We start from the raw sequence: 13,210 nt of genomic DNA, 5'->3' as shown, positions 1-13,210 counted from the left end.
GGTTGGCCAAGGCGGCCCCCGGTTTTGTATCGTGGAAGAACAAAGTGGCCCCGCCCGCATTCCCTGACCGGTGGGCGGGACCGCTTCGTTCTCCGCACCACCCCCTCTGGAGACCCGATGCCTGCCACCACCCCGGCAACGCTCACCGCCCGCGCCCTCCTCCTCGACATGGACGGCACCCTCGTCAACTCGGACGCCGTCGTCGAACGCTGCTGGCGACGCTGGGCGGAGCGGCAGGGTCTCGACGGGGACGCCGTGCTCAAGGTGGTCCACGGCCGCCAGGGATACGCGACCATGGCCGTCCTCCTCCCGAACCGCCCGATGGCCGAGAACCACGCCGACAACCGGGTCATGCTCGCCGAGGAGACCGCCGACCTGGACGGTGTCGTACCGGTCCCCGGCGCCCCCGCCTTCATGGCCGCGCTCGCCGAGCTGCCGCACGCCCTGGTGACCTCGGCGGACGAGGCCCTCGCGCAGGCCCGGATGGGCGCCGCGGCGCTCCCGATGCCGGTCACCCGGGTCACCGCCGAGAGCGTCGGGGCCAGCAAGCCGGACCCCGAGGGCTTCCTGAAGGGCGCGGCGGAGCTGGGCTTCGAGCCCGGCGACTGCATCGTGTTCGAGGACTCGGAGGCCGGTATCCAGGCGGGCCGCGCGGCCGGCATGCGGATCGTGGGCGTCGGCCCGCGCGCGGGCGCCTTCGCGCCGGACGTGCACGTCGCCGACCTCACCCGACTGCGGATCGAGCCCGCGGCGAACGGTTCGATCACGCTGACCGTGCTGCCGTAACCACCGGAACAGGACGAGACCCCGGGCCCCTCGGGCCCGGGGTCCTTTCGTACGCGGATGCCCGGGACGCCCCGGGCCCATTGGGCCCGGGGTCTCTTCGTACCCCGGCGCCCGCGAGGCCCCGGGCACCCGCCGCACCCGCCGCACCCGCCGCACCCGCCGCACCCGCGCATAACCACTGAAGACGGGTGCGGGTGCCGTACCACCCCATACGCACGCGAGCGGCGCGCCCAGCCGCCCCGCCCACGGTCAACCCCGTCCCGCCGGGCGGAACCTGGCGCTCCGTCAGACACGTCGCACCCCTTGATGTGACGTGCCCACGTCGCCACCCTGTTACCTGGCGCACCCCCCGACGAAACCTCGCGCCGCCACGATGACCGGGCCGCCGCCCGGTACAGACGGGGACGGCACCCGCCAAGGTCCCCCCACTTCAAGGGAGTTCCCATGCCCGTCGGCAACGTCTACGCGCGTCGACTCGCCGTGCTCGCCACCTCCGCCGCGCTCACCGTCACCGGCCTCCTCGCCACGGCCCCGGCCGCCCAGGCCGCGATGCCGACCCCGGTCAGCGCGTCCACCGCCCGTACCTACCTGGCGGCCCTCACGGTCAAGGCGGAAGGTTCCTCCTCCGGCTACAGCAGGGATCTCTTCCCGCACTGGATCACTCAGTCCGGCGCCTGCAACACCCGCGAGACCGTCCTCAAGCGCGACGGCGTGAGCGTCGTGACGGACTCCAGCTGTGCCGCCACCAGCGGCCGTTGGTACTCGGAGTACGACGGCGCCACCTGGACCGCCGCCGCCGACCTGGACATCGACCACATGGTCCCGCTCGCCGAGGCGTGGCGCTCGGGCGCCAACTCCTGGTCGACCTCGCAGCGCCAGTCCTTCGCGAACGACCTGACCCGTCCGCAGCTGATAGCCGTGACGGACAACGTCAACCAGTCGAAGGGCGACCAGGACCCGGCGGAGTGGATGCCGTCGCGGACGGCGTACCGCTGTACGTACGCGCGCGCGTGGGTGCACGTGAAGCACTACTGGAACCTCAGCGTCGACTCCGCCGAGAAGAGCGCCCTCCAGTCCGTCCTCAACGGCTGCTGAGAACCGCGTAGCTGACTCCACGTCGACAAGAGCCACCGGGAAGTGAACCTCACCACACACTTCCCGGTGGCTTGATGTTGAACTTGCAAGCACTAGTGAGGGATGCCTAACCTGACGGCCTCATCGGTTTCCGCCCCCACTCCCCGTCCACCCCACGGACGGGGTCCGGCCGAAGGAGTCCCCCCATGAACACCCCGAGCAACCCGAGCAACCCGAGCAAGCAGAACGCGCAGACCGCGCAGAACACCCCGCACGATCCGAGTCGCGCGCACAGCACGGGCGGCGCGAGCGGCCTCGCGGGCCGCCTCGACCAGTCCCAGCCGTACGCGCTGGGCGTCTTCCGCATCGTCGTCGGCCTCCTCTTCGCCTGCCACGGCGCCGCCTCGCTCTTCGGCGTCCTCGGCGGCGCGATGGGCGGCGGCACGGTCCCGGTCGGCACCTGGCCCGGCTGGTACGCGGCCGTGATCCAGCTCGGCGCGGGCGGCCTGGTCCTGCTGGGCCTGGGCACCCGCAGCGCCGCGTTCCTCGCCTCGGGCTCGATGGCGTACGCGTACTTCAAGGTCCACCAGCCGGAATCCCTCTTCCCGCTCCAGAACGGCGGCGAGACCGCGGCCCTGTTCGCCTGGGCGTTCGTGCTGCTGGTGTTCACCGGGCCGGGGGCGCTGGCCCTCGACGGCCTGTTCCGCGGCCGGGTGGGCGCGGGCGCCCCGGAGAAGAGGACGGGCGAGGAGCGCGAGGAGCAGGCGACCCCGGTCACGGCCTGACGCCGCCGCACCCCACGCTCCCGTCGAGGCCGAGGACCCACCCGGCGGGGGCGGCTCCGCCCGGCGCACCGGTGAGGTTCGGCCCGAGCCGGCCGAACCTCCTACCGGAAAGGTCCGGACCACACAGCGCGCGTTCCGGCCCTTTCCGCCGCCGCCCTCACCCGGAACCCGTCCCCGGGTCCGGGCACGTTCCCGCAAAGTCGCACACGTTCGCTCGGGCCCGGCCGGGTCCGGCACCCACCGGCCGGGCGGACCCCGCCCCCGCGTAGGCTCTGCCCCTGTGAATCTGCTCGACAGCCTGGGCTCGCTGCGGTCGCTCACCGCCGGTCCATGGATCTACCCGGTGGTGGCGACGTCGATCCTGCTCGACGTCTTCCTGCCCGTGCTGCCGAGCGGCTTCCTGGTGATCACCGCGGCCACGGCGGCGGCGTCGGCCACCGCCGCCCACCCCGACGTCCCCTCCGTCCTCCTCCTGCTCCTCTGCGCGGCCACGGCCTCGGTGCTCGGAGACTTCCTGGCGTACCGGCTGGCACTCAAGGGCGGCGCCCGGCTCGACCGGACGATCGCCCGCTCCCGGCGCCTGTCGATGGCGCAGGAACGTCTCGGCACCGCGCTGGCCCGGGGCGGCGGACTGCTCGTGGTCCTCGCCCGCTTCGCCCCGGCCGGCCGCTCGGTGGTCTCCCTGGGCGCGGGCGCGGCGAAGCGGCGCGCGGAGGAGTTCCTCCCCTGGTCGGCCCTGGCGGGCTTGACCTGGGCCTCGTACAGCGTGGGGCTCGGCTGGCTGGGCGGCCAGTGGCTGGGCGCGACGTGGTTCAGCGCGGGAGTGTCGACCCTCGCGCTCTTCCTGGCGGGCGGGCTCGCCGCCTACCTCATACGGCGTCCGGCTGAGGCTCCGGCGCCTGCCTCCTGACGCCGGAGTGCCCGCCGCGGACCTCCAGGTCGTCGAGGAGTCTCGCGGTCGCCTCGGCGATCTCGTCCACGGCCCGGTCGAAGACCTCACGGTTGTGGGCGGCCGGGTGATGGAAGCCGGAGACCTTGCGGACGTACTGCAGGGCGGCCGCGCGGATGTCGTCCTCGGTGGCCTCCTCGGGCAGCGCGGGCGGTCGGAGCGTCTTGATACTGCGGCACATGCCTCCAGTGTGGCGCGCCCCACTGACAACCGCCGCGCAGGAGGCGGGGGCGGGTCACCACAGCGGGTCCCGGCGCCCGGCCGGCCTCAGGACAACCCGCGCCGGCTCCGCGCGTTGATCTCGGCGGCACGGGCGCGCAGCTCGCGCAGCGGGGTGGCCGGCTGGATGTCGGCCGGGTCGGCCTCCCATTCGGCGCCGCCGTGGACGGCCCGGATCAGCCAGCGCCCGGAGGTGCTCCCGGCGTAGAAGCCGACCCGCCCGGTGGCGGTGTCCCGGACGAGGTCACCGACCTCGGGCAGTGGCTGCACGCGACCCTCCGTCCCGATTCCAGAAGCTGGGGAGAACCAGAGAAGCCCTCCGCCCCCTCCCTGTCAACGTATCTCTAGAGATGTCCCCCGATGGATGGATCGCCCGGGCGGGGCGGCGCACACGTGTGCACCCTGGCCTCGGGGTGCGCCGTAGGGTGTCCGCAGATGAAGGGAGTGGTCCACCCGTGACTGACCAGGACAGCGCTCGTCGGCCCAAGTACCAGCGCATCGCTGATGAGTTGAGAACCGCGATCCAGTCGGGCGACTTCGCGCCGGGTGACCGGCTCCCCGGTGAGAACGACCTCATGACGAGGTACGCGGTGGCCCGGATGACGGCCCGGCAGGCGCTGTCCGTGCTGCGGACCGAGGGGCTGACCGAGGCGCGCAAGGGCGCCGGGGTCTTCGTCCGGGCCTTCCGCCCGCTGCGCCGCCGGGGCATCCCGCGGTTGTCGGGCGAGCGGTGGGGCAGCGGGCGTTCGGTCTGGTCGGCGGACGTGGAGGACCGGGACCTGGTGGTCGACCAGATCGAGGTGGGCGAGACGGCGGCGGGGGCGCGGGTCGCGGGGGCGCTGAACCTGGCGCCCGGTGCGCCGGTGTGCGTGCGCAGCCGCCGTTTCGTCCTGGACGCCCGACCGGTGCTGCTGTCGGTCTCGTACCTGTCGGCGGAGCTGGTGCGCGGGACGCCGATCGCCGAGCGGGACACGGGTCCGGGCGGAACCTATGCGCGGCTGACGGAGCTGGGCCACCGGCCGGTGCGGTTCCGCGAGGAGATCCGCTGCCGGATGCCGACGGCGGAGGAGTCGGACCGGCTGGCGCTGGACTTCGGGACGCCGGTGGTCCTGATCGGACGTACGGCGTTCACCGGGCCGGGGGTGGCGGTGGAGCTGAACGAGATGACGCTGGACTCGTCGGCGTACGTGCTGGAGTACGACTTCGAGGCGTGAGAGACTCGCGAGAGGCGCGAGAGGCGGGGCGGGAGGTCGACCGGCCCGGACGTCTCACCGCACGTCCGACCACCCGCCGGGACAGATCTCCGCCCGGAAGCCGGACCCGGAGCCCGACCGGGACTCGGCCCCGGGCTCGTACGGGGCGCGCGTCGGGGAGCCGGTCGCGGAACCCGGTGGGGAGACGAAGAGGACGTCGGGCGCGGTACGGGGAAGCGGATCCGCCGGGGAGTCGGCCCCAACGTCGAAGCGCAGCCCAGGATCGGCATGGGCGACCTCGCCCGCGTACGTGAGCCCGGCCTCCGCGAGGGCCCGGTCGACGGCGCGGGCGGCGACCCGCTCAGCCGCCCGACGACCACCCCCACCAGGCGCCGGCGGAGTGGACCCGACGTGGGTCAGGACGAGCCGCCCGACGCCGGCCGCGGCAGCGGTACCGCCGGCCTGGGCGGCGGAGTGGTGACCGGGCCCCTCGCCGTCCGCCTCGCACAGGAACAGGTCGCAGTCGCGGGCGAGTTCGACGAGGGAGGGGCAGGGCTCGCAGTCCCCGGAGTAGACGAGTGAGCGCCCGTCCTCGTCCTGGACGCGCAACGCGAAGGCGGGAGGCCCGTGTTCGACGGCGCGGGAGGTCAGGGTGAGCCCCCCGACCCGGGCGACATGTCCGTCGCACAACTCCTCCACGCCGAAGGCCCTTTCGACGGGACTGCGCTCGGATCCGCCAGTAAGGAAACGAGCGAGCCGGTCGCCGATCCCGACGGGTCCGATGAGACGGACGGGCAGGTCGGGCTCAAGGCCCGCGTAGAGCAGGGCGTAGAAGTAGGTGAGCAGGTCGGCGGAGTGGTCGGCGTGGAGGTGGGAGATCCACACGGCGTCGATGTCGCCGACGGCCACGTGCCGCTGGAGCTCGGCGAGGGTGCCGGTGCCGGCGTCGACCCAGAGGCGTACGCCGCCGCCCTCGACGAGGTATCCCGAACAGGCGTTGCCCGGACGGGGAAAGGGGGTGGCGGACCCGAGAACGGTGAGCCGAAGGGACCTGTCACTCATGAGCCAAGGATAGAAAACCTCGGCGTCAACTGTCGGGAACTTGTGCGGAAGAGGTGAAGAACGTGCGTATCGTGTGTGATCGCCGGGGCCCATCGGCGGGCTTCCGGCAGAAACCGAGGGACATTCATGCTTCGCGCACGCACGTTCGCGGCCGTCACCGCGGCCGCCGCTTCCGGCGTCCTGCTGCTGCCCACGCAGGCACAGGCCGCCGGATCGGTCCACCTGTACAAGATCTACTACGACAGCCCGGGCGCGGACCACCGGTCGAACACGAGCCTCAACGCCGAGTACGTGCAGATACGCAACACGACCGGCGCGGCGGTCAACCTGCGCGGCTGGACGCTGACGGACGCGGCGAACCACAAGTACACGTTCGGCAACTACGTCCTGGGCAAGGGCAAGATCGTGACGGTCCGCACGGGCCGCGGCACGAACTCGACGGCGAACGTCTACCAGAACCGCGGCGCGTACGTCTGGAACAACGACCGCGACACGGCGACCCTGAAGAAGTCGAACGGCGCGCGGGTCGACACCTGCTCGTACAACTCGACGCGGGTCGACTACAAGTGGTGCTGACCTGCGAAGAGGGCTGACGAGACGGTGGTGACGGTCCGGATCGCCGGGCGGTGACCACCGAGGAGAACGCCCGGCACAGAACGAGAAACGGCGGCCCCGGAGCACGAACCCGGGGCCGCCGACGCATGCGGTGCGGCAGGCCTGCCTCTCGGCCGCCCTACGTCTCGGCGGTCTCGGATTCCCGTGCGGCCGGAACGGCGCGCGTCTGGACGTCGGCGTCGACCTGCCCGCCGAGGGTCATGACGTTGAGGGTGGCGGAGTTCTCGTTGGCGATGGCCTTCTCGACCCGGGCGACGAGCGTCGAGAAGGCGTCCCGCTTCGACAGGTTGCGGTAGGGCCCGACCTTGGTCTCGAAGTAGACCCGCTCGTGACCGAGGAGTTGCTCGGTGGACCGGTAGTTCTTCCACTGTTCGCGGTACCGGTAGACGCTCTCCAGCGAGATGGCGGCGACGACCACGACGCTGAGCACGGTGGCGGTGACGCGGGCGAAGGTCAGATCGAGGTTGACGAACACGGGCACGAGCGCACCGCCGACGACGGACACGGTCCGCATCCGCAGATGCATCGCCTTCATCCGGGTCGCCTTGGTGTCGTACCAATTCTGGTACTGCGAGAGCCGCGTCTCGATGTACCGCTGTGGCGTCATCTCGCCACTCTGCACCCCGGGTTCGGGCACGTCCCCCACCTCAGCCATACGGCGAGTACACCGGCCGGGCAAGGCCTCCGTCAACTTCCCGCAGGCCGAGGGCGGGTGGTCCGAACGGGGGGCAGGGAGCAGATCGACTGGAGGAACGGGTACCCGGACCCGGAGCATGCTGCCAGGACCGCGCGGCACGAGACAGGGCCTACCCTGCCGAGGTCAAGATCGCGCGGGTGCCGACGCCCAGGACTGCGAAGGACAAGACCGATGCCCCACGCCAATCGAAAGCCCCCAAGGAAGAGCCCACCCCACAGCACGCCGGAAAGGACGGAAGCGTGAGCGGCTGGACCTGGCTGGCGATCTGGGTGGCGACCCCGTTCGTCCTGACGGCACTGTGGATCACCACGGTCGAACTCACCCGAGCAATCACCCGCCACCGCAACGAGAAAAGCCAGTGACGACAAGCCCCTTCGGGGGTTCTGACGGCGGTGAGGAGGCGGGAGAACTTATTCTCCGACGCAGCCAGGTTCGCCCCGTAGAAGTCCACCGAGTACGACGGCGAATGGCTGCTGTACGTACCGGACAAGGCGTACGAGCTGGGAACCGGCAAGGAATGGACCCGCTCCACCCGGTACTCCGCCGAGAGCTACTCCAACCCCGACGGCTGGCCACACCTAGGGGTCTGAACCGGACGACCGCACGATCTAGAGTCGATGCGCCTCAACTCGCGGCCTGTTGAGATCACATCGACGGTTCCCATCGTGGCTCTCCTCCAAGAGCGCTCCGAACCGAGCGTGCAGCGAGCGCTCCCAGCCACGATGTCCAGCCGTTCCCTCCCCCTCGCCGGGCAACACCGTTACACCGACGGCAGGTTATGAGCTACGTCGGACTCGTGGACGATCCGGAACCCCAGATCGGCCCTGGCCACCCAGAACCGGGCATGCTGACGGCCTTCGCAACTGAGGGGACACCCATGAACAACCGCCGCGTGCTGGGCGCACTGGCGCTACTGCTCGCCGCTGGAACAACAGCATGCTCCAGCGGTCCGACGTACGACGACTCGGCAAAGGAGTGCCGCGATGCCCTCGTCTCACGGCCGGCCGAGGACACCGGCAAGCCGAAGGAGTGCGAGCCGCTGGGAGAGGAGGACTACACCGCTCTCGTTGCCGCTGTAGCGGTCGAACGTCTTGGGTGGACCGATGAGAACGGAGAGTTCGACGAGAACAGAATGCGGGAGGACGGCCTCGACGACTAGTCGGCCGAAGGGGCACTCGCCCGCGCATGAGGCCCCGACCAACTCACCCGGCCGGGGCCTCCGCACATCCACCTCAGATGCTGTTCAGAATCGCCTTACGCCGGTCCTCGTACTCCGCATCCGTGATCGCACCCGCCACCCGCAGCTGATCCAGCACCGCCAGACGCGCCGCAAGATCCTGCGCCCCCGTCGGCGCCGCAGCCGGAGTAGTCGGCATCGCCTGAGTCTTGGCCGTCGCCAGCAGCATGCGGAGCCGACCGGACAGCGCTTCGCCGGGTGCCTTCGCCACGGACTTGATGTCCGCCCTGTTGCCGGACGCGAACACCGACAGGGTTCCCATCAGCAGCCCGGCGGACCACTGGACCGACGAGATGTTGCTCAGCGGGAAGTCCTCCAGCTTCTGAGACATCATCCCGTGCTTGAAGAACACCAGCCGCTGGTTCGTGAGGGCCACGAGGCCGTTGCCGCCGCCGTAGATCCCCGAGGCGAGCATGTCGACCGTCTCGCCCTCCCACAGCACGTTCGGCAGATTCTCGATCTCACGCCGCGACCCGATCGCCGGCCCGGCCTTCTCGGCCGCCTCGTCGATGTCCGGTCGCACGTTGTACTTCTTCCCCATGCCCACCCCTTCTGTCTGGACCGGATGCTATCCGTCCACGCCGCCTGCCTGGAGGTGAACCATGGGCCTGAGAAAGGGGGATGTGCCGGTCGGCGAGCCCGACGAGGAAGCCGTCCGACAGCTCGTGCCGAGGGCCGCGACCGGAACGGATCGCGACCGGACGGGACACGGCACCCGCACCGCGTCCGTCACCACTGGAGATCACCACGGAGCACACGCATCGTGAAGGGGATACTCGGGGACAGCCAGATCACCGTGGCCACAAACGTCTACACCCACGTGCTCCAGGACACCCAGCGTGAGGGAGCGAGTCACACGGATCGACTGCTCAGGAGTCGTCCCCCGGGGTTAGGCCACTCAAGTGCGGTTCGCCAGGTCGCCTGCTCGGCTGCCCAGCGGAGGACGGCATCAAGGACCGCCGCTTGGGAAGCTACCCGCGTCTCCTCGCGCTCAGCGGCCGTGCCCGCTCCGTGGACCACCTCGTAGGTGTCGTCCTCGTCGAGCAGGACTTGGAGGTACGAGTCGCCCTCGTCGTGGTCGGTCAGCCGTTGGAGAACCATGTGCTCTCTGCGCTGCAGCCCGGCAAGCACCGACTCGAGGGTGGAGGCGCTGGGGTCGCGGACCGGCTGCCCTCGGGCGTCCAGGACGACAAGGTCGATCGGCCCGAGCCCCTCCCTATGATGCCTCTCCCGAAGCCACGCCTGCTCCTGGCGGCTCAACAGAGGCGGCGGCACAGGCGGACCTTCGGGGTTGTAGACGGCGATGGGGTCCTCCGGATCGGACCACGAGCCCACCGTCCACAGGCGGTACGTGTGGACACCTCCCTCGACCAGCGGCACCGCGAGGGTTTCCGGGGCGGGCGGGCCAGGAATGCAGCGGCGCACGTCCTCCCCGTACGGACCTCCGTGGAAGATGGCGTGCATCCAGCCCGTCGGCGGTCTCCCGGTCGTGTCGAAAACGTCCTCCACCCTTCCCCCTTCGACGCAATCGCAGCCCTGACGCTCATCATGATCGGCAGGAGAGGCCCCCTGAGCCCAGATGATCATGGACGTTGATGTCAGAACTAGATGCCAAAGGCCCCTCGGCATGATCGGCGAGGGGCCTTCGTACTGGTGGGCGCGGACGGTTTCGAACCGCCGACATCTGCTTTGTAAGCCTGGCGCCCGCAGCTGATCCGTCATCGCAGCTCAGCCCGTCTGTGCGCTACGACAGCTGTCACAAGCTGTGGATGCCGCAGCGATCCTCCAGTGACCGTGGTTGACCGTCCGATCTGGCACGCATCTGGCACGCGTGCCGCCAGCTCCCTCATTGACCGCGAGCATTCGCACCTTCGGGCAAGTCGGTGACGCGCCGGGCGGTCACCAGGTAGCCCGCGAACCTGACATCCGGCTTGGCCTTCGCCCACCCGTCCGCCTTCTCAACCGGTACCAGTACGGTCGTCCCCGGAACGGGGTAGTTCACCTTGTCCGTGACGCCCGGTGGTACCCCATAACGGCAGTGCGCCTCGACGATCGACACCACCTCCACCGAGGCGGGCGCGCGCCCCTCGTCCTGGCCGTGATGCTCCTCGCGGAAATCGATCTCATCCGCACGTTCGCCACCGACAACGTCGGCGTAGTCCTCAGGATCGACCTCCAGCAGCGTCCACGAGACAACGTCCCCCGGCGCAAAGCTCTCTCCGCAGCACTGCATCTGCCAGTCATCGACCCAGATCGTCAACGCCATGACGCCATTGTCCGCCGCGGGCGGCTGCTCACGGCAACTATTACTAGCCTCCTACGAACGCCACCGCGCACAGTCAGTAATGCCAGACGCATCGTGGGCCTCCCGAGCGGTCACTAATCTGTTCGCATGATCCCGAACGAAGACCGCCAGTTTCCCGCTGCGCTCGCTGCTGCCATGGCGGTCCGCCTCGACTGCATAGGCGAGGACGGCGTGGACTTCGAGCCCTACGAGTCCTTCCTGACTGCCGACGACACAACGGATTGGCTCCGTGCATGGACGGGCAACAGCGACCTGACCGGCGATGACTTCCGCGTCTTCGGCCAGGACGGCACAGGCGGGAACGCAGCCGTCTGGCTCATCCGTCCAGGCCGGGACCTCGCAGAGCAGCCCGTTGTCTTTATGGGCTCCGAAGGAGAGACCGGGGTAGTCGCCCGCGACCTGGGCGCCTTCCTATGGCTGCTGGCCGACGGCTTCGGCCCGTGGGAAGCGGCCGCCTTCTACGAGCCTGAGCCCGACTGGACTCCGCAGGTCAACGGGGACCTAGTGGCCATCGCGGAGCAGCACGCTCCCGACCGGCGGGCATCGGCACCGGTGATCATCGCGGAGGCCACGCAGGAGTTCCCCGACTTCGACGACATCATCATGGGACTGTGCCGCTGAACCTCGTGTGAGATGTCAGTGCTCAAGGTTGTTCCGGCACTGCTCGTCCCGGCAGTCGTCGTCGCCTCGGTGCAGCCGTCGAAGGTCTTGCAGGGCGGCGACAGGGAACGGATGCAGCACCCACATCTCCCGGTATCCGGTCTCACCGTGCGTCCGCAACACCGTCTCGGCGGCTTCCAGCACGGCATGGCCCAGCACGCTGCGGGGCTGTGTCGAGCTCCAGGAGAGGGCGCCCGCTTCGTGGGGCGAGTCCCAGCTCGTCGGCATGTCCGGGAACCGAAAGATGGCGATGGCCACGTCTGTTCCCTGGCGCAGGAGTCGCCACCTCAGTTCGGCGGGTTCGAGATCGAACGAGACTCGCTGGGCGGGTGAGTGCCCGTAGAGACCCGTCACAGCATGCAGCAAGTCGGCCAGGGCGTCTGTGCAGTAGCTGACGAAATCCTTCTCTCCGAAGCACTGTCGGCGTTTCGATACGTGGCCCACCCCGAGCTACTCAGTTCCCAGCTGAACTGGAGATCGTCCGCCATTCGCACCCCTCCCGACTGGATCGGGCCCATCATCGATCGATGGGAATCTCGTAGACGATCTCGCACAGGGCGGCGGGTACGACGATATCCGCCGTCTCCACAGGACGGCCCTGGTCGCTGTAGTACGTCCGCCGGATGTGCGTGACGAGCGAGGCTTTCTGAATCCCAAGGAGTGAGGCCTCCTCAGCGGTCGCCTGCCGCGGCTCGGGCTGCTCCACAGCGTGGCTGATGGTTACGCCGATCTGGGCCATCCGGTTCACGACGCCGGCCCCAGCATGAGGCCCACCCTCGGGAAGAACGACTAGGGTCCCGCCGGTGAGGTCGTACGGCTCCCAGCTCGTCGACAACTGCACGGGCCGCCCGTCGGCGAGGAACTCGTACACGGTACGGACGCACAGCTCGCCCTTACCGATCCCGAGCCGCGCAGCGATCTCGGCCGGCGCGGGCACCTTCGCGTCGGTCCGGCTCTCCCAGCCCCCATTCCGTCCCACGGCCTTCATGTCCGCTCGGAACGGCGACCCGTCAGGCTGCTCGCGCGCTGCGGACCGCACCATCCGCACCCGCTGCCGGGGCTCGGCCACATAGGTCCCGGACCCGGCCCGCCCCTCGAGCATGCCTTGGGAGATCAACAGCTCCTGGGCCCGACGAACAACGTTCTCGCCCACCCCGCATTCCTGGCCGATCTGGGCCCGCGAAGGCAGCCGGTCTCCAGGACTCCACTCGTGCTCCGCGATCCGCCGCCGCAGTTCGTCGGCGATACGGAGGTAAGGCGGCTGCTCAGGCATATGGAAAATCTAGTCCACTAGCTCTAATCTAGTTAACTAGCTTCACCTAAAGTGATCGCCGGTGACGGAGGCTGCGCTGTGCCTGCTCCAGAAGTAAGCGCGGAGGCCCTGGCTGCCCGGTTGTCAGCTGTCGGACTCACCACACGCGTGGAAGAGCACCGCCGACACACATCGATCGAAGCGGAGGTACCGGAATCCCTCCCCGCCGAGACATGGCAGGAGGTCCTGGAAGTCGTGGCTGCGGCTGACCGATTCGGTCTCCTGGCCACCAGCCTGGGCGGCCGCACCCTATGGGCCGCCGTGAACAAAGCGGTTCCCGCGACGGGCGATGTTCGGGGACCTGGCCATCAGTAAT

19 protein-coding genes are annotated in these 13,210 nt (G+C 69.7%); 10 read left to right on the top strand and 9 right to left on the bottom strand.

The genetic code is table 11. From position 1 onward, the window contains the following. Positions 1-117: 117 nt before the first annotated feature. From EAO70_RS20310 to EAO70_RS20295, 4 genes are all read left to right on the top strand, one after another. A complete protein-coding gene (locus tag EAO70_RS20310; RefSeq protein ID WP_148004294.1) occupies positions 118-786 on the top strand; it encodes an HAD-IA family hydrolase in 669 nt (222 codons plus the stop codon). A gap of 444 nt (positions 787-1,230) precedes the next feature. Beyond that, positions 1,231-1,881 (top strand): HNH endonuclease family protein, encoded by a 651-nt coding sequence (locus EAO70_RS20305; RefSeq protein ID WP_148004293.1) that lies wholly within the window; start codon positions 1,231-1,233, stop codon positions 1,879-1,881. Positions 1,882-2,066: 185 nt separating this feature from the next. Next, the gene (locus tag EAO70_RS20300) at positions 2,067-2,645 is read left to right on the top strand and encodes a DoxX family protein (protein ID WP_148004292.1); all 579 of its coding nucleotides are present in this window, start codon (positions 2,067-2,069) and stop codon (positions 2,643-2,645) included. 280 nt (positions 2,646-2,925) lie between these two features. After that, positions 2,926-3,555 (top strand): DedA family protein, encoded by a 630-nt coding sequence (locus EAO70_RS20295; protein ID WP_410091298.1) that lies wholly within the window; start codon positions 2,926-2,928, stop codon positions 3,553-3,555. On the opposite strand, the gene EAO70_RS20290 is transcribed toward EAO70_RS20295, so the two are convergent. Both EAO70_RS20290 and EAO70_RS20285 read right to left on the bottom strand, forming a co-directional pair. Continuing rightward, on the bottom strand, positions 3,515-3,775 hold the full coding sequence (locus tag EAO70_RS20290; RefSeq protein ID WP_148004291.1) for a DUF2277 domain-containing protein: 261 nt from the start codon (positions 3,773-3,775) through the stop codon (positions 3,515-3,517). The genes EAO70_RS20295 and EAO70_RS20290 overlap by 41 nt on opposite strands. 86 nt (positions 3,776-3,861) lie before the next feature. Continuing rightward, complete coding sequence (locus EAO70_RS20285; protein WP_148004290.1) at positions 3,862-4,083, bottom strand: hypothetical protein; 222 nt, start codon at positions 4,081-4,083, stop codon at positions 3,862-3,864. 185 nt (positions 4,084-4,268) lie between these two features. On the opposite strand from EAO70_RS20285, the gene EAO70_RS20280 reads away from it, so the two are divergent. After that, positions 4,269-5,027, top strand: a complete 759-nt coding sequence (locus EAO70_RS20280; protein ID WP_148004289.1) for a GntR family transcriptional regulator — start codon at positions 4,269-4,271, stop codon at positions 5,025-5,027. A gap of 54 nt (positions 5,028-5,081) precedes the next feature. Here EAO70_RS20280 and EAO70_RS20275 read toward each other — a convergent pair whose 3' ends face one another. After that, entirely contained in the window at positions 5,082-6,068 is a 987-nt protein-coding gene (locus EAO70_RS20275; RefSeq protein ID WP_148004288.1) for an MBL fold metallo-hydrolase, read from the bottom strand. Between the two features lie 126 nt (positions 6,069-6,194). Here EAO70_RS20275 and EAO70_RS20270 point away from each other — a divergent pair, with 126 nt between their 5' ends. Further along, positions 6,195-6,644, top strand: a complete 450-nt coding sequence (locus EAO70_RS20270) for a lamin tail domain-containing protein (RefSeq protein WP_148004287.1) — start codon at positions 6,195-6,197, stop codon at positions 6,642-6,644. Positions 6,645-6,801: 157 nt separating this feature from the next. Here EAO70_RS20270 and EAO70_RS20265 read toward each other — a convergent pair whose 3' ends face one another. Beyond that, entirely contained in the window at positions 6,802-7,290 is a 489-nt protein-coding gene (locus tag EAO70_RS20265; protein ID WP_148004286.1) for a DUF4231 domain-containing protein, read from the bottom strand. Between the two features lie 329 nt (positions 7,291-7,619). Here EAO70_RS20265 and EAO70_RS39375 point away from each other — a divergent pair, with 329 nt between their 5' ends. Continuing rightward, the gene (locus tag EAO70_RS39375) at positions 7,620-7,742 is read left to right on the top strand and encodes a hypothetical protein (RefSeq protein WP_261992959.1); all 123 of its coding nucleotides are present in this window, start codon (positions 7,620-7,622) and stop codon (positions 7,740-7,742) included. A 515-nt stretch (positions 7,743-8,257) separates the two neighbouring features. Continuing rightward, positions 8,258-8,539 (top strand): hypothetical protein, encoded by a 282-nt coding sequence (locus EAO70_RS20255; RefSeq protein ID WP_187283960.1) that lies wholly within the window; start codon positions 8,258-8,260, stop codon positions 8,537-8,539. A 73-nt stretch (positions 8,540-8,612) separates the two neighbouring features. Here the strand turns inward: EAO70_RS20255 and EAO70_RS20250 are convergent, their stop codons facing one another. The 3 genes from EAO70_RS20250 to EAO70_RS20240 all read right to left on the bottom strand — a co-directional run bounded on the left by EAO70_RS20250 (position 8,613) and on the right by EAO70_RS20240 (position 10,883). Beyond that, positions 8,613-9,158, bottom strand: coding sequence for a PH domain-containing protein (locus EAO70_RS20250; protein ID WP_148004284.1), 546 nt, complete (start codon positions 9,156-9,158; stop codon positions 8,613-8,615). 311 nt (positions 9,159-9,469) lie between these two features. After that, positions 9,470-10,204, bottom strand: a complete 735-nt coding sequence (locus EAO70_RS38040; RefSeq protein ID WP_187283959.1) for a hypothetical protein — start codon at positions 10,202-10,204, stop codon at positions 9,470-9,472. Positions 10,205-10,463: 259 nt separating this feature from the next. Then, positions 10,464-10,883, bottom strand: a complete 420-nt coding sequence (locus EAO70_RS20240; protein WP_148004283.1) for a DUF6578 domain-containing protein — start codon at positions 10,881-10,883, stop codon at positions 10,464-10,466. Positions 10,884-11,009: 126 nt separating this feature from the next. Here EAO70_RS20240 and EAO70_RS20235 point away from each other — a divergent pair, with 126 nt between their 5' ends. After that, on the top strand, positions 11,010-11,543 hold the full coding sequence (locus tag EAO70_RS20235) for an SMI1/KNR4 family protein (RefSeq protein ID WP_148004282.1): 534 nt from the start codon (positions 11,010-11,012) through the stop codon (positions 11,541-11,543). Positions 11,544-11,558: 15 nt separating this feature from the next. Here the strand turns inward: EAO70_RS20235 and EAO70_RS39370 are convergent, their stop codons facing one another. Beyond that, positions 11,559-11,840, bottom strand: coding sequence for a hypothetical protein (locus EAO70_RS39370; protein WP_261992958.1), 282 nt, complete (start codon positions 11,838-11,840; stop codon positions 11,559-11,561). 259 nt (positions 11,841-12,099) lie between these two features. Next, positions 12,100-12,855 carry a GntR family transcriptional regulator gene (locus EAO70_RS20225; RefSeq protein ID WP_148004281.1) on the bottom strand — a complete coding sequence of 252 codons (756 nt, stop codon included), beginning with the start codon at positions 12,853-12,855 and terminating at the stop codon, positions 12,100-12,102. Between the two features lie 78 nt (positions 12,856-12,933). Between EAO70_RS20225 and EAO70_RS39365 the strand changes: the two genes are divergently transcribed. Beyond that, the gene (locus EAO70_RS39365) at positions 12,934-13,209 is read left to right on the top strand and encodes a hypothetical protein (protein WP_148005258.1); all 276 of its coding nucleotides are present in this window, start codon (positions 12,934-12,936) and stop codon (positions 13,207-13,209) included. Position 13,210: the final 1 nt, after the last annotated feature.

It is taken from the genome of Streptomyces sp. adm13(2018), assembly GCF_008042145.1.
Classification (GTDB): domain Bacteria; phylum Actinomycetota; class Actinomycetes; order Streptomycetales; family Streptomycetaceae; genus Streptomyces.
This window is presented reverse-complemented; position numbering and strand designations above follow the sequence as displayed.

What these genes read in the sequence shown, in the direction of transcription:
- EAO70_RS20310 (WP_148004294.1), top strand. Translation starts at nt 118, where the DNA reads ATGCCTGCCACCACCCCGGCAACGCTCACCGCCCGCGCCCTCCTCCTC.
- EAO70_RS20305 (WP_148004293.1), top strand. Translation starts at nt 1,231, where the DNA reads ATGCCCGTCGGCAACGTCTACGCGCGTCGACTCGCCGTGCTCGCCACC.
- EAO70_RS20300 (WP_148004292.1), top strand. Translation starts at nt 2,067, where the DNA reads ATGAACACCCCGAGCAACCCGAGCAACCCGAGCAAGCAGAACGCGCAG.
- EAO70_RS20290 (WP_148004291.1), bottom strand. Translation starts at nt 3,775, where the DNA reads ATGTGCCGCAGTATCAAGACGCTCCGACCGCCCGCGCTGCCCGAGGAG.
- EAO70_RS20275 (WP_148004288.1), bottom strand. Translation starts at nt 6,068, where the DNA reads ATGAGTGACAGGTCCCTTCGGCTCACCGTTCTCGGGTCCGCCACCCCC.
- EAO70_RS20270 (WP_148004287.1), top strand. Translation starts at nt 6,195, where the DNA reads ATGCTTCGCGCACGCACGTTCGCGGCCGTCACCGCGGCCGCCGCTTCC.
- EAO70_RS20265 (WP_148004286.1), bottom strand. Translation starts at nt 7,290, where the DNA reads ATGACGCCACAGCGGTACATCGAGACGCGGCTCTCGCAGTACCAGAAT.
- EAO70_RS20255 (WP_187283960.1), top strand. Translation starts at nt 8,258, where the DNA reads ATGAACAACCGCCGCGTGCTGGGCGCACTGGCGCTACTGCTCGCCGCT.
- EAO70_RS20250 (WP_148004284.1), bottom strand. Translation starts at nt 9,158, where the DNA reads ATGGGGAAGAAGTACAACGTGCGACCGGACATCGACGAGGCGGCCGAG.
- EAO70_RS38040 (WP_187283959.1), bottom strand. Translation starts at nt 10,204, where the DNA reads ATGATCATCTGGGCTCAGGGGGCCTCTCCTGCCGATCATGATGAGCGT.
- EAO70_RS20240 (WP_148004283.1), bottom strand. Translation starts at nt 10,883, where the DNA reads ATGGCGTTGACGATCTGGGTCGATGACTGGCAGATGCAGTGCTGCGGA.
- EAO70_RS20235 (WP_148004282.1), top strand. Translation starts at nt 11,010, where the DNA reads ATGATCCCGAACGAAGACCGCCAGTTTCCCGCTGCGCTCGCTGCTGCC.
- EAO70_RS20225 (WP_148004281.1), bottom strand. Translation starts at nt 12,855, where the DNA reads ATGCCTGAGCAGCCGCCTTACCTCCGTATCGCCGACGAACTGCGGCGG.